This window comes from Brevundimonas sp., from assembly GCF_036402095.1.
GTDB lineage: Bacteria > Pseudomonadota > Alphaproteobacteria > Caulobacterales > Caulobacteraceae > Brevundimonas.
In genome coordinates, this window is the sequence record NZ_DASWTO010000048.1 from 1 (window position 1) to 21,248 (window position 21,248).

At 70.2% G+C, this 21,248-nt stretch carries 18 protein-coding genes and 1 pseudogene; 10 read left to right on the forward strand and 9 right to left on the reverse strand.

The genetic code is table 11. The features are described 5' to 3' along the window. Positions 1–817, forward strand: a pseudogene (locus VGD32_RS03695) (hypothetical protein); the annotation flags it as partial. On the opposite strand, the gene cysQ reads toward VGD32_RS03695, so the two are convergent. Next, positions 814–1,599, reverse strand: a complete 786-nt coding sequence (gene cysQ, locus VGD32_RS03700) for a 3'(2'),5'-bisphosphate nucleotidase CysQ (RefSeq protein WP_331030551.1) — start codon at positions 1,597–1,599, stop codon at positions 814–816. The pseudogene VGD32_RS03695 and the gene cysQ overlap by 4 nt on opposite strands. 90 nt (positions 1,600–1,689) lie before the next feature. On the opposite strand from cysQ, the gene chpT reads away from it, so the two are divergent. The 6 genes from chpT to VGD32_RS03730 all read left to right on the forward strand — a co-directional run bounded on the left by chpT (position 1,690) and on the right by VGD32_RS03730 (position 8,413). Further along, positions 1,690–2,346, forward strand: coding sequence for a histidine phosphotransferase ChpT (gene chpT, locus VGD32_RS03705; protein ID WP_331030552.1), 657 nt, complete (start codon positions 1,690–1,692; stop codon positions 2,344–2,346). Positions 2,347–2,446: 100 nt separating this feature from the next. Further along, a complete protein-coding gene (locus VGD32_RS03710) occupies positions 2,447–2,818 on the forward strand; it encodes a response regulator (RefSeq protein WP_331030553.1) in 372 nt (123 codons plus the stop codon). Positions 2,819–2,822: 4 nt separating this feature from the next. Further along, positions 2,823–3,638, forward strand: coding sequence for a protein-glutamate O-methyltransferase CheR (locus VGD32_RS03715; RefSeq protein ID WP_331030554.1), 816 nt, complete (start codon positions 2,823–2,825; stop codon positions 3,636–3,638). A gap of 69 nt (positions 3,639–3,707) precedes the next feature. Continuing rightward, positions 3,708–5,588: a M20/M25/M40 family metallo-hydrolase gene (locus VGD32_RS03720; RefSeq protein ID WP_331030555.1), complete on the forward strand. Its 1,881-nt coding sequence runs from the start codon at positions 3,708–3,710 to the stop codon at positions 5,586–5,588. Between the two features lie 135 nt (positions 5,589–5,723). Continuing rightward, entirely contained in the window at positions 5,724–7,649 is a 1,926-nt protein-coding gene (locus tag VGD32_RS03725; protein ID WP_331030556.1) for a tetratricopeptide repeat protein, read from the forward strand. Further along, complete coding sequence (locus tag VGD32_RS03730) at positions 7,646–8,413, forward strand: hypothetical protein (protein ID WP_331030557.1); 768 nt, start codon at positions 7,646–7,648, stop codon at positions 8,411–8,413. The genes VGD32_RS03725 and VGD32_RS03730 overlap by 4 nt, the downstream gene beginning before the upstream one ends. A gap of 2 nt (positions 8,414–8,415) precedes the next feature. Here the strand turns inward: VGD32_RS03730 and VGD32_RS03735 are convergent, their stop codons facing one another. The 5 genes from VGD32_RS03735 to VGD32_RS03755 form a co-directional block, all read right to left on the reverse strand. Further along, the gene (locus VGD32_RS03735; RefSeq protein WP_331030558.1) at positions 8,416–8,619 is read right to left on the reverse strand and encodes a hypothetical protein; all 204 of its coding nucleotides are present in this window, start codon (positions 8,617–8,619) and stop codon (positions 8,416–8,418) included. Continuing rightward, positions 8,616–9,500 (reverse strand): hypothetical protein, encoded by an 885-nt coding sequence (locus VGD32_RS03740; RefSeq protein WP_331030559.1) that lies wholly within the window; start codon positions 9,498–9,500, stop codon positions 8,616–8,618. The genes VGD32_RS03735 and VGD32_RS03740 overlap by 4 nt, the downstream gene beginning before the upstream one ends. Before the next feature lie 6 nt (positions 9,501–9,506). Then, positions 9,507–9,683: a hypothetical protein gene (locus tag VGD32_RS03745; protein WP_331030560.1), complete on the reverse strand. Its 177-nt coding sequence runs from the start codon at positions 9,681–9,683 to the stop codon at positions 9,507–9,509. 108 nt (positions 9,684–9,791) lie between these two features. Continuing rightward, on the reverse strand, positions 9,792–10,076 hold the full coding sequence (locus VGD32_RS03750; RefSeq protein WP_331030561.1) for a hypothetical protein: 285 nt from the start codon (positions 10,074–10,076) through the stop codon (positions 9,792–9,794). Between the two features lies 1 nt (position 10,077). Beyond that, positions 10,078–14,106: an FtsK/SpoIIIE domain-containing protein gene (locus tag VGD32_RS03755; protein WP_331030562.1), complete on the reverse strand. Its 4,029-nt coding sequence runs from the start codon at positions 14,104–14,106 to the stop codon at positions 10,078–10,080. Positions 14,107–14,476: 370 nt separating this feature from the next. On the opposite strand from VGD32_RS03755, the gene recA reads away from it, so the two are divergent. From recA to alaS, 3 genes are all read left to right on the forward strand, one after another. Then, entirely contained in the window at positions 14,477–15,559 is a 1,083-nt protein-coding gene (recA, locus tag VGD32_RS03760) for a recombinase RecA (RefSeq protein WP_331030563.1), read from the forward strand. A gap of 527 nt (positions 15,560–16,086) precedes the next feature. Next, positions 16,087–16,563, forward strand: coding sequence for a hypothetical protein (locus tag VGD32_RS03765; RefSeq protein ID WP_331030564.1), 477 nt, complete (start codon positions 16,087–16,089; stop codon positions 16,561–16,563). 86 nt (positions 16,564–16,649) lie between these two features. After that, entirely contained in the window at positions 16,650–19,313 is a 2,664-nt protein-coding gene (gene alaS / locus VGD32_RS03770) for an alanine--tRNA ligase (RefSeq protein ID WP_331030565.1), read from the forward strand. Here alaS and VGD32_RS03775 read toward each other — a convergent pair. The 3 genes from VGD32_RS03775 to VGD32_RS03785 all read right to left on the reverse strand — a co-directional run. Further along, complete coding sequence (locus VGD32_RS03775) at positions 19,310–19,870, reverse strand: DUF2939 domain-containing protein (protein WP_331030566.1); 561 nt, start codon at positions 19,868–19,870, stop codon at positions 19,310–19,312. The two genes, alaS and VGD32_RS03775, sit on opposite strands and share 4 nt — an antisense overlap. Positions 19,871–19,948: 78 nt before the next feature. Beyond that, a complete protein-coding gene (locus VGD32_RS03780) occupies positions 19,949–20,563 on the reverse strand; it encodes a DUF2939 domain-containing protein (protein WP_331030567.1) in 615 nt (204 codons plus the stop codon). 111 nt (positions 20,564–20,674) lie between these two features. Next, positions 20,675–21,248 (reverse strand): NADP-dependent isocitrate dehydrogenase (locus VGD32_RS03785; protein WP_331030568.1); only part of this gene is annotated, 574 nt, incomplete at its 5' end.

Here is a 21,248-nt window from a genome sequence, read left to right on the forward strand (position 1 = left end):
GCACGCCCGGCTCTGCGCCCGGCGGGCCCGGCTGTCCGGCCAGCCCTCCACCCTGCTCGACGCGGCCGCCCTTCTGGATGCGGCGCTGCACGGCGCGCGCGCCCTGCCGCCCTGCATCGGCGACGAACTGCGGCTCGACCGCGCCACGCTGGCGCTCGAGGCCGGGGTGGCGCGGCGCGACGGTCGTCTGCTGGACCAGGCCGGGCGCGACCTGCGCGCCCTCGTCGAGACGGCCTCGCCCGATTACCGCCCCCTGACGCGGGCGCGCGCGCTGGCCCTGGCCGGGGCGGGTCTGATGGCGCTGGCGGAACTGGCCCGCAACGAGGCGGCGAAGATCCAGGGACAGGCGCTGTTCGACGCCGCCGCCGATCAGTTCACGCCCGACCACAGCCCGCTCGACTGGGTCGCCGTCCGCATGGCCCGGGCCCAGGCCGACACCCCGCTGCTGCTGCTGGCCGAAGCCGAGGCCCTGAGCCGCGAGCCCGGCCTGATCCTCGGGGCCCTGGCCCGCGAGCGGCGGCTGGCCGCCGAGGCGGCGCTGGCCGAAGCGATGGTCGACGTCGAGGCGCTGACCGGCCTGGAGGCGATCGTCCGCCGACGGCTCGCGGACGCCGGACGCACCGAGCCGCTCGACTGGGCCGCCGACCAGATCGGCATGGCCCACCTGGCGATGGCGAAGGGACGGCTGACCGCGACCGAGCCGCGCGCCGTCGGGCTGATGCTCGCCGAGGCGCTGGAGACCGCCCGCGAATGGGGCGCGCCGTCGCTGATGCAGCGCGCAGTGCTGGCGACGCCGGAGAGGGTGGCGCGGGCCTAGCCCCCCAGCGCCACGAAGCCGCCGTTGGCGAAGCAGGACTTGCCGTAGCGGAGCGGCTGGCCGTCCTCGGCCATGACCCGGCCGCCGGCCGCCTCGAGCACCGCCTGGCCCGCCGCCGTGTCCCACTCGGACGTCGGGCCGGTGCGCGGATAGGCGTCGAACCGCCCTTCGGCGATAAGGCAGAATTTCAGCGACGAGTCCGTGCCCTGCCACTGTACGCAGCCGTGGCGCGAGGCGAGGCGTTCGGCCTCGACGTCGGTCATGCTGTGGCTCATCACGGCCATCGGCGAGGCGGGCCGGTTGCGCACCCTGATGGGCTGCCAGGCCTCGCCGAAACGGCGGCGGAAGGCGCCGGCGCCCGGGCCGCCGCTGCGCCAGGTGGTCGCCGTCGCCGGGGCGGTGACCACGCCGGCGACCACCGAGCCCCTGTGCACCAGGGCGATGTTGACGGTGAAGCTTTCGCGGCCCTCGATGAAGCCGCGGGTGCCGTCCAGCGGATCGATCAGCCAGAACCAGTCGTCGGCCTCGGCGGGCGCGCCGTCAGCGGCCACGGCCTCCTCGGCCACGGTCTGGACGCCGGGGTACAGGGCTTCCAGCCGCTCCAGGATCAGGGCTTCGGCCTCCCGGTCGGCGCGGGTGACGGGGCTGTCGTCCGCCTTGGCTTCGGCGACGACGCCGTTGCGCCAGTGAGGGAGAATGACGCGGGCGGCGTCCTCGGCGATGTCGGCCAGCGCCTCGGTCAATGCGCCCGAGGCGAGGTCGGCGGTCAGTCGTTTGCTCATGGCCGCTCCGATAGACCATCGCGGCGGTTTGAAGAACCGGCAAATCAGGGCAGCGTTCGCGCGACCGATCACCTGTTGTTTTCGAGCCCGATGACCGACACCGCCTCCCCTTCCGCCCTCCCCGACGGCCAGGCCCTGGCGGCGCTGGTCGCCGGCAAGCTGTGCCACGACTTCATCAGCCCGGCCGGGGCGATCAGTTCGGGCCTGGATCTGCTCAAGGACCCCACGGCCCAGGACATGCGCGACGACGCCATGGGGCTGATAGAGGCCAGCGCGAAGAAGATGGTGGCGCTGGTGGCCTTCGCCCGGGTGGCGTTCGGGGCCTCGACCTCGGCGGAGCGTTTCTCCGGCGCGGAACTGGGCGAACTGGTCGCCGGCATGGCCGAGGGCGGACGGGCGACGCTCGACTGGCGCGCCGACGGCGGCGACTATTCGAAGGCCGAGGCTCGCGCACTTGTGAACCTGGCCTGGCTGACCATGGCGGCCCTCCCGTCCGGGGGCGCGGCCGTGGTTTCGACCCGGCGCGACGGCGGCGCCCTGGAGATCACCGGCCTGGCCGAGGGCGCACGGGCCCGGCTGAAGCCCGAAGCCGTGGCGGGGCTGGCGGGCCGGCCGCTGGGCGAAGGCCTGCAGGGCCAGTGGATCCAGCCCTACTGGCTGTGGCTGACGGCGAATGACGCCGGCGGGACGCTGGAGGTCCAGGCCGACGAGGGCCGCGTCTCCCTCACCGCCCACATGCCTAACTGAGGCTTAAGCCGGTTTCCCAAGGACTCGTTAACCGGCGCACAGTGATTATAGACGGCACGCACACGCGGGCGTTGTGCGCGTTAGTTCCGGAACCCAGGCCTTGACCCCCAGAACCTGTCTGATCGTCGACGACAGCCGGATTATCCGCAAGGTCGCTCGGCGCATCGTCGAGGGCCTCGGCTTCGAGGTCGACGAGGCGGCCGACGGGTCCGAGGCCCTGGCCTTCTGCGCCGGCGTCATGCCCGAGGTCATCCTGCTGGACTGGTCGATGCCGGTCATGGACGGCATGACCTTCCTGCGCCGCCTGCGCACTCTGCCGGGCGGGACCGGGCCCAAGGTACTCTTCTGCACCATCGAGACGCGCGCCGAACGCATCGCCGAAGCCCTCTCGGCCGGGGCCGACGACTATGTGATGAAGCCGTTCGACGGCGAGATCCTGACGTCGAAATTCGCCGAGGTGGGGGCCGTCTGAACCCATGTCGCCCGAGGACTTCGACCGCCTGCAGTCGCTGATGGCCTCGCGCGCCGGTTTCCGGCTGACGCGCGATCGCATGAAGCTGGCCGAACACCGGCTGGGTCCGCTGGCCCGCCGCGAGGGTTATGAGACCGTCGACACCCTGCTGGCGTCGCTGTGGGCCAGGCCGGTGGCGGGACTCGGCTGGGCCGTGATCGAGGCGCTGCTGAACCCGGAGACCTGGTTCCGGCGCGACCGCGCGACATTCGACATCTTCAGCGGCGAGCTGTTGCCGGCCCTGTCCGCGGCGCGCGGCGGCGGCCCCGTCAAGGTCTGGTCGGCCGGCTGCTCGACGGGACAGGAGCCCTGGTCGCTGGCCATCGACGCCCTCGGCGCCGGCTTCCCGGTCGAGATCGTCGCCACCGACCTGTCGCAGCGCGCCCTGGAGAAGGCCCGCTCGGGCGCCTACACCGGCTTCGAGATCCAGCGGGGCCTGAAGGCCGGGACCATGCTGGCCTGGTTCGATCAGGCCGAGGACAACTGGATCGCCAAGCCCCAGCTGCGCGCCGCGGTGCATTTCGCCCGCGCCAACCTGCTGGACCCGCCGGCGGACGACCACCGGTTCGACGTCATCTTCTGCCGCTATGTGCTCACCGATATGGAGCCGGCGCGTAGGGCCCAGACTCTCGACAATCTCGAGCGGCGGCTGGTCGACGATGGCTGCCTGTTCCTCGGAGCCGACGAGGCGCTGGAAGCCGACAGCATCGCCTTCCGCCCGGTGGCGGGCCGCAAGGGCCTGTTCGTCAAGACGCCGGCGGCGCTGCGCCGCGCGGCCTGAGGGCTCGGCGGGGCCTTCGCATTTCCCTGACATTGACCTAGCCTCGGCCGTCATCGGGGAGGATGTCTCATGCGGCTGTTCTGGCTGACCGGTTCGCTGGCGCTCGCGCTGCTGATCGGCGTCGCCTCCCTGCAGGTTCCGAAGCCGGCGGGGGCGGACGCGCCGGCGACCGCCTTCTCGGCCGAACGCGCCATGGCTGACGTGCGCGAACTGGCGCAACGGCCGCATCCGGTCGGTTCGGCCGATCACGCCCGGGTGCGCGCGGTCCTGCTGCGGCGGATGGCCGATCTCGGCCTTCAGACCTCGACCCAGACCGGGCCGCTCGCGCGCGGCTCCGCCGACTATCTGCGGCGGATGGGCGGCGACCCCGAAGCGGCGAACTTCACCGCCACCAACCTGATCGGCGTGCTGCCCGGACGGAACCCCGCCCTGCCCGCCGTGGCCCTGATGGTCCATTACGACACCGTGCCGGGCTCGCCGGGCGCGGCGGACGATTCCACCGGCGTGGCCGCCGTGCTGGAGAGCGTGCGGGCGATACGCGCGCGCGGACCGGCGGAGCGGACGCTGGTGGTGCTGCTGACCGACGCCGAGGAAATCGGGCTGGACGGGGCGCGGGCGTTCTGGGCGGACCATCCGCTGCGCGACCGGATCGGCGCCGTGATCAATCTCGAGGCGCGCGGCGGCGGCGGCCGCGCCATGATGTTCGCGACCGGGCGCGGCAACGCCGAAACCATCGCCGCCTTCGGCCGCGCCGGACGGAAGGCCGACGGCGGCGTCACCTCCAACTCGCTGGCGGTGTTCGTCTACGAGCGGATGCCGAACGGCACCGATTTCACCGTGCCGAAGGACCGCGGCGTGCCGGGGCTGAACCTCGCCTTCATCGGCCGGCCCGACCAGTATCACGCCCCGTCGTCGACCCCCGAAGCGCTCGACCGCGGCGCGGTGCAGCACATCGGGTCGCAGACGCTGGAGAACGCCGACGCCCTGCTGCGCGCGGAGGGCCTGCCGGAGCGGAGCGCCGACACGGTCTACGCCGACCTGTTCGGCCAGGACATTCTCAGCCATCCGCCGGCGGCGGGCTGGGGCCTGCTGGCGCTGGCCATGACGCTGTTGGCGGCGGCGGCGTGGCGGGCGAGGCGCCGGGCGGGCCTGACCCTGACCGACGTCGGCCGGGGCGCGGTGGACGGTGTCTGGTTCGTCGCCGCCGGCCTGGTCCTGACCCAGGCCGTCCGGACCCGGGCCGGGCCGATGGCGCAGCGGGCCGAGAGCGCCGCCGCCTACTATACGCTGCTGGGGCGGCTGCCGTGGATGGAGGCCGGCGCGGCCCTGACGGTGCTGGCCCTCGGCATGGCCTTGCTGGGCGGGCGCGGGCGGCCGGACCGGCGCATCACCGCCCTCGCCGTCGCGGCCGCCGCCGTGGCGGCCCTCGTGCTCGGCGGCCTCGGCAATCCGGTGGTGATCGGCGCCTCCGTCGTCGCCATAGGCCTGTCGCTCGCGCCGGGGCTGGCGGCGCGGACCGCGTGGGGCGGCTGGCTCGGCCTGGTCGCCCTGGTCCTCGTGATCGCCGCCGCCGCCCAGGCGGCGGCGCCCGCAACGGCCTTCCTGTTCCTGTGGCCGGGGCTGCTCGCGACGATCGTGGCGGCGCTGGCGGCGAGCCTCGATCCGGGCCTGACGCGGGCGCGCTCGCTGGCCCCGATCGCGGCGGCGGCGGTGATCGGGGGCGCCTGGCTGATCGGCCTGTCGCACCCGATCTTCCTCGGCATCGGCCTGGACCTTCCCGGCGTGCTGGTCCTTATGGGCCTGCTGATGCTGATGCTGGTCCGTCCGCTGTCGCCCGAACGGGGGGCCGTCAGGCCTTGGCTGATGGCGGCGCTGGCCGCGCTGGTTCTGGGCGGCGTCCTGTCGGTCGGCGCCCGGCTCGCCGAACCGATGTCGGCGCGGATCGGCTGAACCGGTTCCGGCGGACCGCGACGTCATCTTACAGATCGTCGTTCATTGACTCATGGACCGTGACCGATATCGTTGATCGTCGACAGTGCGCGTGCGGGGCGGATCGGGTCGCCTGCTCAGGACCAGCACCCAGCCATGATCAGACTGAAGGCTGATGTATCACCCGTCGCGCGCGAAGCGCCGCGGTCGATGCGCGCCCTGAGACTGACGGGCGAAGGCGGCGCCGCGCCCGCCACGACCCCGGAACGGTTCGCCGTGTTGCAGGATCGTCTGCAGGCGGGTGATCTGGTGGCGGCGCGGATTGTCGCGTCCGAATTGCGGGTCGCCGCCCCGGACGACCCGGTGCTGCTGATCGAGATCGGCCGGGCGTCGTTGATCGCCGGCAGCGCCCGGGAGGCGGTGCAGGATCTGGAGCGCGCCAGGAACCTGAGCCCCGGCCTTGCCGAGGCCTGGTTTCTCCTGGGCCTGGCGAAGAGCGATCTCGGCGAGCGGGAGGCTGCGATGGCGGCCCTGCTGGAGGCTGGGCGGCTGGAACCAGATGCCCCTCAGATCCAGGCGGCCCTGGCTTCCATCGAAGCCCGGGGTGAGACCGGCTGGCAGGCCGGCCTCGCCCGTCTCATGGCCCTGCAACGCGAGAACCCCACGGACGAGAGCTTCCGCGACCTTCTTGCCGAAGCCTATCTGGACCGTGCGCTCAGGGGCTGGACTGAGGTCGAGACCGAAGGCGGGACCACTGTGGTAAGCGCCGCGAAAAAGATCCTTCGCCTCGCCTCGGGCGCGGACATCGCGCCGGGGCTCTACCCGACGACGTCGGTTCAGGTGAAGACTGCGGCCGACTGCCTCGACCGCCTGAAGGCCCTCGACCTGTCTCAGAGCGCGCACGCCGCGGACGTCGCCAGCCTCGAAGATGTCGTTCGTGTATCGCGGGGCCGCAAGTATCACGCCACGTGGATGGAGACCGGCGTGGGGGTTCTGCTCGTCGGTGGCTTCTTCATGACGGCGGGCCAGATGTTCCCGCTGGCGCTGTTCCTTCTCGCTTGCGGGCTTGGGCTCCTGGTCGGCAGTTTCGAGCCGCAATACCGGGCCAACAAGATCATCCTCTCCCGCCGGGGGCAGACCGTCGGCGACGCCGTCATCGGCCTGGCGCAGGGGCACAAGTACGGCGGGATCGCCTACGCCCTGCTGGTGATGGGCGCCTACCCGTTCATCGCCGCCTACAAGATCTACATGAACTGGGGCCAGGGTTGGCTGGCCAGATCGGAGATTCCGGCCCTGGGCGGGGACACCGCCGAGGCCCCCGCCGGACCGGACGACGCCGACCCGCCCGCGACCGAAAGCGCCTCAACGACCGACGTGCAGGCGCCCGCTCCGCTGGAGCCGACGCCCCCTCCGGAGATAGCGTCGCCGGATATCGCTGCCCGGGAGGCCGAGGGGCCACAGGTCATCAGGATGGAGGCCGTCGCCCCGCCCAGACCCGTCCTGCAGCCGGCTTCTGCGTCCCGTGGAGTCATGGACCGGTTCAGGAAGAGCGTCGATGAGCTCAAGTCCAGGCTCGGGCGCGGACGACGTCCGTCGCCGCTCGTGCTGTGGGGCGCCGGCGGGGCCGCGGCCGCGGCCATCGCCGTGATCGTCCTGGTGACTCTCGACCCCTTCAGGGCAGGCTCCACGCAGGCCCGGACCGTGGTCACGGCGGGGACGGCCCTCACGGCGGTCGACGCCGTCCCGGCGGCGCCGACGATCTCGGGCTCGCCGCAAGTCATCGATACCGGCAACCTCGTCGTCGCCGGCGTGCCGGTCCGGCTGCATGGGGTGATCGGCGAAGGAGGCGTTCCCGCCGGTCAGATGACCAGCTTCATTCACGAGCAGGGCGGGGTCGTTACCTGCCAGCCCCTGGCGAACGGCTCCCATCGATGCTGGACGGGCGCCGATGAAAGCCAGGGCTACGACGTCGCGGCGGCGGCCATTTCGAACGGCGGAGGGCGCGTGAGTCCGGACGCTCCGCCGGAATATGTGGAAATGCAGGCCGCCGCGCAGGCCGAGCGGCGGGGGATCTGGCAATGAACGAACCGGGCGGTCGAAACATCAGGCTGGCCGCGCGCGCCGCCGTCGCGGCCCTGGCGCTTCTGGGCGCAGGCTGCGCCACCTCCACCTCGATGGAACAGCGCATGCTCGCAACCCAGCGGCTGGAGCAGGTGTGGGCGGCCGAGAACCGCATGACGCGCGCCGAGCTCGCCAGCCGCATCGTCGACGGGACGCCGGCCCAGGCGCACCGCGCCGCTGTGGAGACCATGGGCCGCATCGGCCTCGTCGTCGACGACAGCCGATCACAGCCGCCGAGGGTAGTGGCGGAAAGCACTTTCGCCGACGGCGGCTGGTCGTGGAACGAACAGGTCCGGCTGTCCGAAGAACCGAGGATGCGGCAGGTCTTCGTGCAGGCGATCGGACCTTCGGGGGCCCGGCTCGTCATGGCTCCCGGCGAGGAGGTGCTGACCGTGACCGCCGTGACGGGCTCCTCCACCCGGGACGGAACAGAGATCGCCGTCGATTTCGTTTCCACCTCCCCGAACGTGGACTGTGTCCAGCAGGCCTGCGTCGGCGAAATGGCGCCTATGGCGCTTCGGGCGGGCTATTACGAGTTCTGGCGGGCCTTCGACGAGGAACTGACCGCGATCCGCGATTTCGACCGGGCCGAAGCGGAGGCGGCGGCGCGCCGGGCGCGGTCCCAGCGCCCGCCCAGGTCGCGCGCCCGTCCCGTTCAGCCGCAGCGCCCGCCAAGGGACTGGACGCCGCCGCCCAGTGGATGGCGGCCGCCCCCGAGAGGCTGAGGTCACCCGAGTCTTTCCGCGTCCTCAATCGCCTCGAGCAGGTTCTCCGCCGCGTGGATATAGGCCGCCAGCCTTCGGGCGAGCGGTTCGTAATAGCGGTTCTCGAAGGTCTGGGCCGTGCTGTCCCGCCAGTCGGAGCGAGCCAGTCCCATCGCCATATCCAGCCGGTTTCGCAGCCGGAACGAGCTCTCGATCGCGTTCCTCATCGGCGCCCCGAGTTCCTCGCGGGAACATGGGTCCAGCCCAGACTCCTCGCCACGGCGGTACGGTGCCGGCCGCTGGCCAGCCGGTATTTCCCGTCGGGATACCGCTCCGCCGCGATCGGATCCGCCCCGAAGAAGACGGCGTGAAGATTGGACAGGCTTTGCGGATGGACGCCGGACGCGCCGTTGCGGCCCGTGGCGCGGTCGAAACCGGCGAGGTCGTCCGCGGAGACCGCCCCATGCGCCAGCAGAGGCGCGAGGTCGCGCGCGAATGCCTGCAGTCCCGCGACCATCGTCGAGCGATCGACCCCCTTTTCCCAGACGAGCGCGGCCTCGTCCGGGAGGTCGATGTCCCCGAGGGGGACCCAGCTGAATCCGGCGGGCAGGGGCGGGAGTTCCGCAGGCAAGGGTGCGTCCTCCTTCCCCCGGGTCCCGCCAGCGCCGTCGATTGCCGGCCGCCCCTGCCCCGGACGCCCCGGCGCCACGCCGGCATAGGCCATGGCGGTCTCGAGCCGGGCCGCCAGATACGCCCGTGCGCCGCGAAAGTCGGCGGCGTTCAGTTCACGCGCCGCATGCCGATAGCGGCCGAGCGCGTCCCGCACCCGGCTGGCCGCGGCCTCCAGGGCGGCGAGCAGGTCTTCCGCCTCTTCAAGATCGCGCAGGGCGTCGTCGCGACTGTCCTCGTCGGCTTCGGCCGCCGCGCGCCGGGCCCAGCGAACGCGTTCGAGCGCCGCGTGAACGCTCCGTTCGATGCGCTCCAGTCGGGGCCTGGCGTCGTCGTTCGCTTCAGCCGCGATCGAACCGATGCTCCGGCTGAACCCCTCGACCGTTGCGAGGAGCTGCGCCAGCACGCTTGTGTTCCGCAGATCGGCCTGATCGCTCATGCGTCGTCACAGGCCGAGATAGGCGTCGCCGGCCTTGGCCTTTCGCTCGAGATAGTTGCAGTAGAGCTGGGAGCGGTTGTGAAACGCCTTGAGGTGCAGCTCCATCGTCGTCTGGGCTTGCGAGAACCGCTTGTAGTGCTTGTCGGACCACGTCGATCCAAGCGCGGTCAGCTTCGACGTCAACGCGCGCTCCCGACTGATCATCTCGCGAGAGATATTGCAGAGCGAATTGGCGAACGCCCGCTGTTCCCGGGGACTGACAATGATTTGCGACATGGGCCTTCTCCGCGGTTACCGTATCTGAACTTTCAGGATGTCCTCGCCGCCGTCGGACAGTCTGATGAGGTGTTTGCGCGCGGCTTCGGCTTCCGCGATGTAGACGGCCAGGCCCTGCCGCAGCGTTTTCACCTCCTGGACGAATTCGGCGTATTGCTGGTCCCGCCACGAATTGCCGAGGCGGCTTACGCCTCCCTCCAGCCTGCCCAGAACGTCCTTGTAGAAGTTGACCGTGGACTGCAGGTCGTCTCCGAACTCCCGCAGTTTCCGGGGGTCAAGATGAGCGGACTGATCGACCATTTTACGATCCCTTCTTTCTGGCGTGCCGTGGAGGCTTGGTCGGCGCCGCCGAGAGTCGTGCGCCGAATTCTCGCAGGAACGCCTCGACGGGCGCCTGGTAGGGTCGGAAGACCTCCAGAACACCGACCCGGTCGTCGTCGCCCAGGACCATGCGATGGGGCTTGTCCAGATGAGCAGCGGCGTCCTCGTCAAAGAGACGGCGGGATTCCTGATCGCTCAGGGGACCGGCGAGTTTGACGCCCAGCTCGCCGAGCCCTCCCCGATCCAGCGCCCGTTCAAGGTTCGCATAGGCGTCGCACCAGATGAGACTGTGCACCCCAACCTCGGGACCGTCCCGGAGTACGGTCTGAAGGGCGCGGCGCACATTGACCGGTTCCTCACTCAGGTCGCCGAACATGGAGCCGGCGTCGTCCTGCTTCAGTTCGCGGACCCGATGGGCCCCCAGAAGCACCATGAATACAGCCGCTTCCTTCATCAGGCCGTCGTCCGAGCGCCGCTGGACCTCGGCCTCCAGTTCGGCGGCCACGCGCCTGAACTCATGCCGACCGGTCACCTCGACGGCATGCGGGACGGACTCGGCGAAGATCTCTGGATGATCCGCCCAGGCGGCGTCCGCCGAGGTCAGATCGACAATCCGGAAGCTGGCGGCCGCCGGAGGAATCTGGGCCGTCAGCGAAAGCATGGCCGCCAGGGCGGCGCCGACCCCCTGGTGTTCGTCGCGGGTCAGGATGAGCACGTTTCGTCCGGCATGGCGTTTCAGGCTGGCGGCGGTCGCCGGCCGCAGGGCCGTCGGCTCGCCCACCCACAGGCGCAATTCCGTCGGCGTCTCCACGGCCGCGCCGGAGAACCCGTTCAACGGCGCGCATCGGGTGATGTCTCCGGGTTCATGCCCTTCGAATACGATCGGGGGCTCGCCGGCCCACTTCGTCGCCCGGGCATGTTCGGCGATCTTCGCCAGCTCGCGGCGGCGGTCATCGTTGGAAAACAGCGCGACCTGGAACAGGTGGTTGCCGCCAAGGCTGCCGGCGTCATCGTTGTATATGGCCTCGCCGGGACGGGTCAGGGTTCGGGCCGCCGTATTGTCTTCGGCGAGTATGAGACGCGAGTCGGCTTCGCTCGACTGCAGGGCGATGCGCACAGTCATCTGATCGCGGACGGCGCGTTCCAGAGTGGCCGTAGCCAGACTCTGGGAGCCCAGGAGAAGGTGGATGCCCGCGTACCGGGCCTGGGAGACCAGCCTGCCGATCAGGGTGATCGCCTCGCGTTTCAGCTTGTCGTCCCGAACGAACAGCTCCTGGAATTCGTCGATCACCAGGACGATGCGGGGCATCGGCGCGCCGGATTTCTGTCTGTAGTCGGCGATATTGTCCGCGCCATGAGCCCTGAACAGCGCGCCGCGTCGTGTCATCTCGGCGTCGAGGCCCTGCAGGACGCTGAGCCCGAACTCCCGCTCGCTCTCGACGGCGATGACCCGGGCGTGCGGCAGCCGGGCCTCGGCATAGGCCTTGAACTCGACCCCCTGCTTGAAGTCGACGAGGTAGAACTGCAGCTCCTCGGGTGAATACAGGCGGGCCGCTGTGGTGATAAAAACGTGCAGAAGGTTGCTCTTGCCGGAGCCCGGCCGCCCGGTCAGCAAGGCGTGGTGGCAGAGGCCCTTTCCAAGCTCCAGCGACAGCGTCTTCTTCTTGCCGCCTGCCGGACCCAGCGGAACGCTGATCCCGTCCGCCGAGGAGTTGCTCCACAGTCCGTCGCCGTGGCCGGCCAATTCGAGCAGGCGCTGGTACGGGACCTCGACCTTGAGAGCCTTCTGCGCGCCGGCGCCGTATCGTTCGACGATGGCGTTGGTCCGGGCGTCCTCGGGCGCGTAGTCGAAAGCGATCACGCGGCCGGCGGCGTCGGACGATCCATCATCGACGACCTCGAACGCGCGCGACGGGCCCCGCCGCCTGAGCTCCGTAAACCAGGGCCGCAGGACGTCGAGATCGATGCCGCGGGGCGGAGCCGCCGACGTATTGGCGTGCATGATCACGAAGACGCCGCAACGGGGGCCGTTCTGAAGGATGCGGAGCAAGTCCCGCAGGATGTCTTCGTCGAAGCACTCCGGGAAATCGGCCAGAACCAGAATCCGGTAGGCTTCGGCGATCTCTCCGGCCTTCGAATTATAGCTCTCGATATCGGCGTGTTCGTTGCGCAGATATTTCTGGGTGACGCGTTCTATGTGGCCGATCAGGTCCTTGAGCCGTTGCCGGATGTCGTCGGCGTTGGCCCAGACCCGACCGTTGATGATCTGGTCCGAAAAGTCCCCGAGCCTCATGAAGGCCCCGAAGTTGCGCCCCAGGCCGAGGGGATCGAACAGCGTCAGATGGGCCTTGCCGGCCGGGAGCTGATTCAGGATGCGCGTGAGAATAGGCGCCGCGAAGCTGTCGCGCCCCTCGCCCGACGGCCCCGAATCCACGAACAGCAGCGAGCGTCCCCCCGCCAGGCTCCAGAACCAGGGACCGGCCGTCTTCAGGCCTGAGGCCTGAGCGTTGGACAGCGCCGACGTCCGTGGCGGCTCCAGACTCGTTTCGCCGACCCGGAAGCGGACCTGCTCGACATAGGGCAGCTCCGTTTGCCGGTCGGGCAGCTCGGCCAACGCCTCCCAGGGCGCGTAGAGGTCGCTCGCCCCTGCCACGGTTTCTTCGATATTCGCGCCGATCCGGCCCGCGATCTGCTCGAAACTGGCGACGCCGGCGCGGTACACGTCGCGAGCCTCACCGATCGCGGCCTGCCTCGCATCGGCGATCGCTTTCAGGGCTGTGTCGCGCGCCGAAGCCGAAGCCGCCGTTTGCCGGTCGACGACCTTCTGCGCTTCGCTCAAGGCCTTCTGGAACTCCCCGGCCCGCCGGGCGAGATCGCGCGTCGAGAAGGCTTGGTCCCGGGCGATCGCGTCCAGGATCGCGTCATAGGCGTTTCCGGCGTTCGACCGATGTATGGCGCCCATGCCGAACACCGCCCCGCCGCCTGCGAGCCCGAGGATTATGGCGACGATCAGATTCCCGGTTCCAAGGCCTACCGCGAACATCGCGATGCCGGCCCACCACCAATAGTGCTGCAGCGTCTTGTCTTCCGACGCGCGGGGGATCTGGGGCAGGTCGCCGATCTGCCGGTCCAGCGCCGCCAGGGTCGGGCCAGGCTTGTCGGCGTCCTGGTCCGGCGCAGTCCGCCGCCGTTCCAGCTCGATCTCGGGTGCGGGCAGCTCCAGACCCACCCCGACCCGCGCCCACGCCTTGCGTCCGAGGACTTCGCCCGCCTTCAGCCGTCTTGCCAGTTCGGCCTGGATGGCGGAGAGCTCGCCCTGCGTGGCCGCGCCCCGCTGGCGATAGTCCTCCTTGAACCCGGCGACTGCCCGTTCATGGACGTCCTTCACCGCCTTGCCGCAGGTCCCGGCTTTCGCATCCGTGTCCTCAAGCCAGGCGTCGGCGGCGTCGACGAACCGCGTCCACGCCGGCAGAAGGACATCCTCGTAGAGGGACCGCAAGGAAACCAGGCGATCCCCGCCCATGATGTCGCCCTCCAGAAGCGACGTCAGCCGCGTCTCGACCGGGAGCGGAGAGAATGGGTCGAACAGCGGCAGAGCCTGAAACATCTGTTGCTCCGCGGGGCCCGCGGAGCCGCGGGCCCCTGCCTCCGGGACCGGAGCGGGCGGCCGGTTCCCGGGATCTTCGGCCGAAGCCCGGCCTTTGACCGGGGCTGCGATCGGTGACCGGTCGGCCGAGGTGTCGATCATCGCCAACACCGTCCCCACCGCGACGACGTCCTCTTCGTCGACCGCGATATCGACGACCACGCCCGCGACCGGCGAGCAGACTTCTCCCTCGCCCGCCGTCACAGCCACGACCACGAGGGGTTGGTCCTCGGCGACATGCTCCCCGACATCGACGAGCCATGTCACGATCCGGGCCGTGTCGTCGCCGAAGGCCGGCAGATGGAGCGCATACTGCGTCAGCGCTTCCTCGTCGCCGCTGTCCGTCGTGCTGGATTCGCTCATGCCGACAGCCCCCCGACGCCCCGCCAGCGTCAACAGCCGGTCCGATTGGATTCGGGCCATGACCCAACGCAGGAACGTCCCTCCACGCCCCACGCCACCCTACGCCGTTCGGCGACCTGTGTTACCGGATCGATAATGTCGCTTGGGGCAGGCCCGCGCAAGCAGGCAATCCGAAACCGGCAACCGGCGCTCAGCTACGTCACGTCAAAATCGGACGTGTGCCCGGCTGGTCTGGAAAAGAACATATTGGCAACCGGAACAAACCGTGCACATATCCCTGCTCACAGGGAGCGGGTCACGGTCATCGGACCGAAGGCGGGCCTCTCCCCCGGAATACCGAACGGGAATCATGGCAAGGGAGAGTGGCAAGGTGGCGGCACAGGCGAATTTGAAATTGGTGGGCAAGGACGACGGCGACAAGCAGCGGGCCCTGGAGGCGGCGATCGCCCAGATCGACCGCGCCTTCGGCAAGGGCTCGGTGATGAAGCTCGGCAAGGGCGGCGTCGCCGAGGCGATCCCGTCCGTGTCGACCGGCTCGCTGGGCCTCGACATGGCGCTCGGCATCGGCGGCCTGCCGCGCGGCCGGGTGATCGAGGTGTTCGGCCCGGAAAGCTCCGGCAAGACAACCCTGGCCCTGCACACCGTGGCCGAGATCCAGAAGTCGGGCGGCACCGCCGCCTTCGTCGACGCCGAGCACGCCCTCGATCCGGGCTACGCCCAGAAGCTGGGCGTCAACCTCGACGACCTCCTGGTGTCGCAGCCGGACACCGGCGAGCAGGCGCTGGAGATCGTCGACACCCTGGTGCGCTCGGGCGCCGTGGACATCGTGGTGGTCGACTCCGTCGCCGCCCTGACGCCGCGCGCCGAGATCGAGGGCGAGATGGGCGACAGCCTGCCCGGCCTGCAGGCCCGACTGATGAGCCAGGCGCTGCGCAAGCTGACCGCCTCGATCAACAAGTCGCAGTGCATCGTGCTGTTCATCAACCAGATCCGCCACAAGATCGGCGTCATGTACGGCTCGCCCGAGACGACGACCGGCGGCAATGCGCTGAAATTCTACGCCTCGGTCCGCCTCGACATCCGCCGCACCGGCGCGATCAAGGACCGCGACGAGGTCGTCGGCAACACCACCCGGGTCAAGGTGGTCAAGAACAAGGTCGCCCCGCCGTTCCGCGAGGTCATCTTCGACATCATGTACGGCGAGGGCATCTCCAAGCTGGGTGAGATCATCGACCTCGGGGTCAAGGCCGGGGTGATCGAGAAATCGGGCAGCTGGTTCTCATACGACAGCCAGCGCATCGGCCAGGGCCGCGAGAATGTGCGCGCCTTCCTCAAGGCCAACCCGGACATCGCCGACTCGATCGAGAAGGCCGTGCGCGCCTCGACCAACAAGATCGCCGAGGAGTTGCTGGGCACGCCCGAACCCGACGAGGGCCAGGACCTCGAGGGCTGAGGTCGGGCCGACTCTGTCGACTCTGCCCCCCTGTTTTCAGAGCCCAAGCGACCCTGCCGACTCCGCCACCCTGATTTTCAGGTCCCGGAGTCGGCCACCCCACTTCTCCGGCCGGGTCCGCCGACCCGCCATCGACCCCGCCGGGCCGGGCCGGACGGAGCGGCCGCCTGATCCCCACCCGGATCGGGCGGCCTTTTTTTCGCAAGCGGGACCTTTTTCGCGAGCGCGGCGGTTGTCGGCTTCGTCAAACCGGAGCCCCCCATGGCCGACCCCCAGGTCCAGTCCCTCAGCCAGTTCACCCTGTCCGAAACCCCGTCGGGCTACCTGCTCGAGATCGAGGGCGACGGCGGGGCCTCAATGGCCGTCGTCGCCTACGCCCGAGCAGATCGACGCCATCATCGACGCCCTCGACGACCTCCTGTCCGAGGACGAGGCCGCCGCGGACGAGGTCGACGACGAGGACTGACCGACCACTGGTCAGCGCCGCCCGCGACGCCTAGGCTTCCCCGAAACGGGGGGGCAGGATCATGGCAGGAACAGACAGGGGCGCGTCGGGCCGGGCCATCCTGCTGGCCACGCTGGCGGCCGGCACGCTCGACATCGGCGCGGCCATCCTGACCAACCTGCAGGTACCCGCCCGGGTGGTGCTGCAATCGGTCGCCAGCGGCTGGCTGGGGTCCGCGGCATACCGGGGCGGCTGGCCGACGGCCTGGCTGGGCCTCGCCTCCCACTACGCCATCATGCTGGGCATCGCCGCCGTGTTCGTTCTCGCCGCGCGGAAGGTTCCGGCGCTGCGCCGGCAATGGTTCCCGGCGGGCGTCGCCTATGGCGTTCTGGTCTGGCTGGCGATGGCCTTCGTGGTGGTGCCGCTCTCGGCCTCGACCCTGTCGCCTCCGGACAGCGTGATGGCGGCGATGAAGCCGATCGTGATCCACATCCTGTGCGTCGGCCTGCCCATCGCCTGGATCGCGCAGCGCATGCCGGGGGCGCCCCGCCCCGCCTGAGCCGCCCGATCACGGCCGGGTGATGCTTTCGGGTCGAAACCCCTATATGAGGCGCGTTCCTTTTCGCCTCCCCAGAACGACCCGCCATGGCCAGCCTGAACCAGATCCGCTCGACCTTCCTCGACTATTTCGCGGCCGACGGGCACGAGAAGGTCCCGTCGGCTCCGCTGGTGCCGCAGAACGACCCGACCCTGCTGTTCGTCAACGCCGGCATGGTGCCGTTCAAGAACGTCTTCACCGGCCAGGAGACGCGGGCGATCAAGCGCGCCACCTCGTCGCAGAAATGCGTCCGCGCCGGCGGCAAGCACAACGATCTGGACAACGTCGGCTACACCGCCCGTCACCACACCTTCTTCGAGATGCTGGGGAATTTCTCCTTCGGCGACTACTTCAAGGAGCACGCCATCGAGATGGCGTGGAACCTGTGCACCCGGGAGTTCGCGCTCGACGCCGACCGGCTGATGGTCACCGTCTACATCGATGACGACGAGGCCTTCGACCTGTGGAAGAAGATCGCCGGCCTGCCGGAGTCCCGGATCGTGCGCATCGCCGGCTCCGACAATTTCTGGTCGATGGGCGACACCGGCCCGTGCGGGCCGTGCACCGAAATCTTCTGGGACCACGGCGATCACATCCCCGGCGGTCCTCCGGGTTCGCCCGACGAGGACGGCGACCGCTTCGTGGAGATCTGGAACAACGTCTTCATGCAGTTCGAGCAGACGGCCGACGGCAGCCGCACCCTGCTGCCGAAGCCGTCGATCGACACCGGCATGGGCCTGGAGCGCATCGCCGCCGTGCTGCAGGGTGTGCACTCCAACTATGAGACCGACCTCTTCCGCAACCTGATCGCGGCCTCCGAAGACGCGACCTCGACCCAGGCCGTCGGCGAACAGGCCCCCAGCCACCGGGTCATCGCCGACCACCTGCGCTCGTCGTCCTTCCTGATCGCCGACGGCGTGACGCCTTCCAACGAGGGCCGCGGCTATGTCCTGCGCCGGATCATGCGCCGGGCCATGCGCCATGCTCACCTGCTGGGCGCCGCCGATCCGCTGATGCACCGGCTGGTGCCGACCTTGGTGCGGGAGATGGGCGAGGCCTATCCCGAACTGCGCCGCGCGCAGGCGTTCATCGAGGACACGCTGAAGCAGGAGGAAATCCGCTTCCGCACGACCCTCGGCCGCGGCATGGGCCTGCTGGAGGACGCCTCGCGCGATCTCGGCGAGGGCGGCGTCCTGCCCGGCCAGACCGCCTTCACCCTGTACGACACCTACGGCTTCCCGCTCGACCTGACCCAGGACGAGGCGCGCCGCCGCGGCTTCACCGTCGACACCGAAGGGTTCGAGGCGGCCATGACCGAGCAGCGCAACCGGTCGCGCGAACACTGGACCGGCTCCGGCCAGACGGCCTCGGCTGGCGAATGGCTGGCCCTGCGCGATCGCCTCGGGCCGACCGTCTTCACCGGCTACGACTCGGTCGAGGGGTCGGGCGAGGTGCTGGCCATCGTGCGCGACGGGGCCTCCGTCGATGAACTGGGCGCCGGCGAGACCGCCGAGGTGCTGTTCGACCAGACCCCCTTCTACGGCGAGGGCGGCGGCCAGGCGGGCGACAAGGGCGAGATCGAGTGGACCGACGCCACCGGCCAGCAAGGCGCCGGCGTCGTGCTCGACGTCCAGAAGCATGCCGGCGACCTGTTCGCCCACCGCATCGAGATCAGCTCGGGCACGCTGGCCATCGGCGCCCGGGTCCAGCTGCGCGTCGCCGCCGACGCCCGCCTGACCACCCGCGCAAACCACTCGGCCGCCCACCTGCTGCACAAGGCGCTCGCCAACGTGCTGGGCGGCCACGTGGCCCAGAAGGGCCAGATGGTCGACGCCGAACGCCTGCGCTTCGACTTCAGCCACAACGCTCCGGTCACCGAGGACGAGTTGGCGCGGATGGAGGACGAGGTGAACGCCGTCATCCGCCAGAACCTTCCGGCCGAGACGAAGATGATGGCCCCGCAGGCTGCCATTGAGGCCGGCGCCGTGGCCCTGTTCGGCGAGAAATACGGTGACGAGGTCCGGGTGCTGACGCTGGGCCGTTCGCTGACCGAGGCGGACAAGCCCTATTCGGTCGAACTGTGCGGCGGCACCCATGTGGCGCGGACCGGGGACATCGCCCTGTTCAAGATCGTCTCGGAGAGCGGCATCGCCGCCGGCGTGCGCCGCATCGAGGCCCTGACGGGCGAGGCGGCCCGCCAGTATCTCCTCGCCCAGGCCGGGGTGGCCCGGAAGCTGGCGCAGGCCTTCAAGGTCCAGCCCGCCGACGTGCCGGCCCGGGTCGAGGCCCTGACCGGCTCCGTGCGCACTCTGGAGAAGCAGGTCGCCGACCTGAAGAAGCAGCTCGCGCTGGGCGGCGGCTCCGGCGGCAACGCCGCGCCGGAAGAGATCAACGGGGTCAACCTGATCGCCCGCGTCCTCGACGGGGTCGACGGCAAGGGCCTGCGCGGCGTGGCCGAGGACTTCCGCAAACAGGTGGGCTCGGGCGTTGTCGCCCTGATCGGCGTGTCCGAGGGCAAGGCGGCGGTCACCGTGGCCGTGACCTCCGACATGACGCGCAAGATCAACGCCGCCGATCTGGCCCGCGCCGCCGTGCTGGCCATGGGCGGACAGGGGGCGGGCGGCAAGCCGGACTTCGCCCAGGGCGGCGCCCCGGACGGCGGCAAGGCCGAGGACGGACTGGCGGCGGTGCGGGCGGCCCTGGCCGGTTAGGGCCGGGCGTCGTTCTGGATGTCCACGGCCGCCAGCTTCCAGCTGAACAGGCCGCGGCGTTCGAGGATCAGGGCCAGCCGCTGGTCCGGATGATCGCGGTCGGTCAGGGTGACGGCGAAGGCGTTGAGATCCCGGTAACCCCAGGCCTGGTGGATGTCGTCACCCTTGTCCGCGGCGTCGCCCGGCTCCGGCTGATCGCGCACGGTGGGGTCGGGCGCCTCGGCCGTGGTGACCATCTGCGCCACCACCTCGGGCGTGACCGCGGCATCGACAGCCCCGGACAGCAGCATGGGCGCGAGGATCAGGCCGAGACCACCGAGGCCGCTCTCGGCCATGCGGGGATCTCGGCGCATCTGGGCCGCCAGCTCGGCGTTCAGCTCGTCCTTCAGACTCTGTCGCAGGGCCGGAAAATCGACCAGCTGCTCCAGCCGGTCGGCGTCCCCGGCCTTCGCGGCGCGGATGAGCGCCTGGGCGGCCAGGACCGGCGCGGCGGCCCAGGCGGCGACCAGGATGACGATGGCCGCGGCGGCGCCGCCCACGATGAGCTTCTTGATCATGCTACCCTCTGGCGTCGAAACGCCTCCCCACGGCTACGGTTGCGGCGAGTCGCCGCCTCAGGCCAGCGGGCGAAGCGGTCAGCCGCCGGCCTTGCCGCTCTTCATCACGCGCGGAACCGGAGCCGCCTCGGGTCGGGACGCGGCCGCCGGCGTGGGCGCGACGCCCTCGGGCAGGCCGATGTGGACCAGTTTCCATTCGAACGGCCCCTTGCGCTCGAAGGTGAAGATGGTGCGCGAACCGCCCTCGTCGGTGACGGCCATCCGCACCCGGTTGACGCCCCAGAACACCGGCGCGGGCATGGGGTTTGCGCTTGGCTCCCCTTCGGGCGCGGCGGCGCGCTGGGAGGCGTAACGGCCGTCGCCGCGGGTCAGGCCGGCCAGCGCCGCCGGGGTCAGATAGGCGTCCGCGTCCGCGATCGCCGCCGTGTCGGTCGGTTCGAGCCGCCGGCGAACGGCGCCGATCGGATCCTCGAGGAAGGTCGGCGCCGGCGCCATAGCGGCCGGGTTCCCCGACAGCTGCGGGCGCAGCGACTGGCGGACGGCCGGGAAGTCGACCAGCCGCGACAGGCCGGCGACGTCGTTCGCGTCGGCCGCCGAGCGGATGCCGAAGAAGGCCACGGCCGGGGCGGCGAAGAAGCTGACCACCGCCCCCACGACGGCCAGCAGCAGCAGGTTGCCGAACAGCTTCTTCACGGGCGCCTCCACGATCAACCGCATCAATGCACGAACACCGGTCCCGCTCAAACGAAAGGCCCGCCGGACGCGAATCCGGCGGGCCTTCCGATTGGCCGTAAACAGGCGCGCCTACCGGGCGGCCATGGCCTTCGTCAGATTTTCGGCGACCTTGTCGAGGAAGCCCTCGGTGGTCAGCCAGCCCTGCTGGTCGCCGACCAGCAGCGCCAGGTCCTTGGTCATGTGGCCGGCCTCGACGGTCTCGACCACCACGCGCTCCAGCGTCTCGGCGAAGGCGGCGAGTTCGGCGTTGCCGTCCAGCTTGGCCCGGTGCGAGAAGCCGCGGGTCCAGGCGAAGATCGAGGCGATCGAGTTGGTCGAGGTGGCCTCGCCCTTCTGGTGCTGGCGGTAGTGGCGGGTGACGGTGCCGTGGGCGGCTTCCGACTCCAGCACCTTGCCGTCCGGCGTCATCAGCACCGAGGTCATCAGACCCAGCGAGCCGAAGCCCTGGGCCACCACGTCGGACTGCACATCGCCGTCGTAGTTCTTGCACGCCCAGACGAAACCGCCCGACCACTTGATGGCCGCGGCCACCATGTCGTCGATCAGGCGGTGCTCGTAGGTCAGGCCCTTTTCCTTGAACTCGGCCGCGAACTCCTCGTCGAACACCTTCTGGAAGATGTCCTTGAAGCGCCCGTCATAGGCC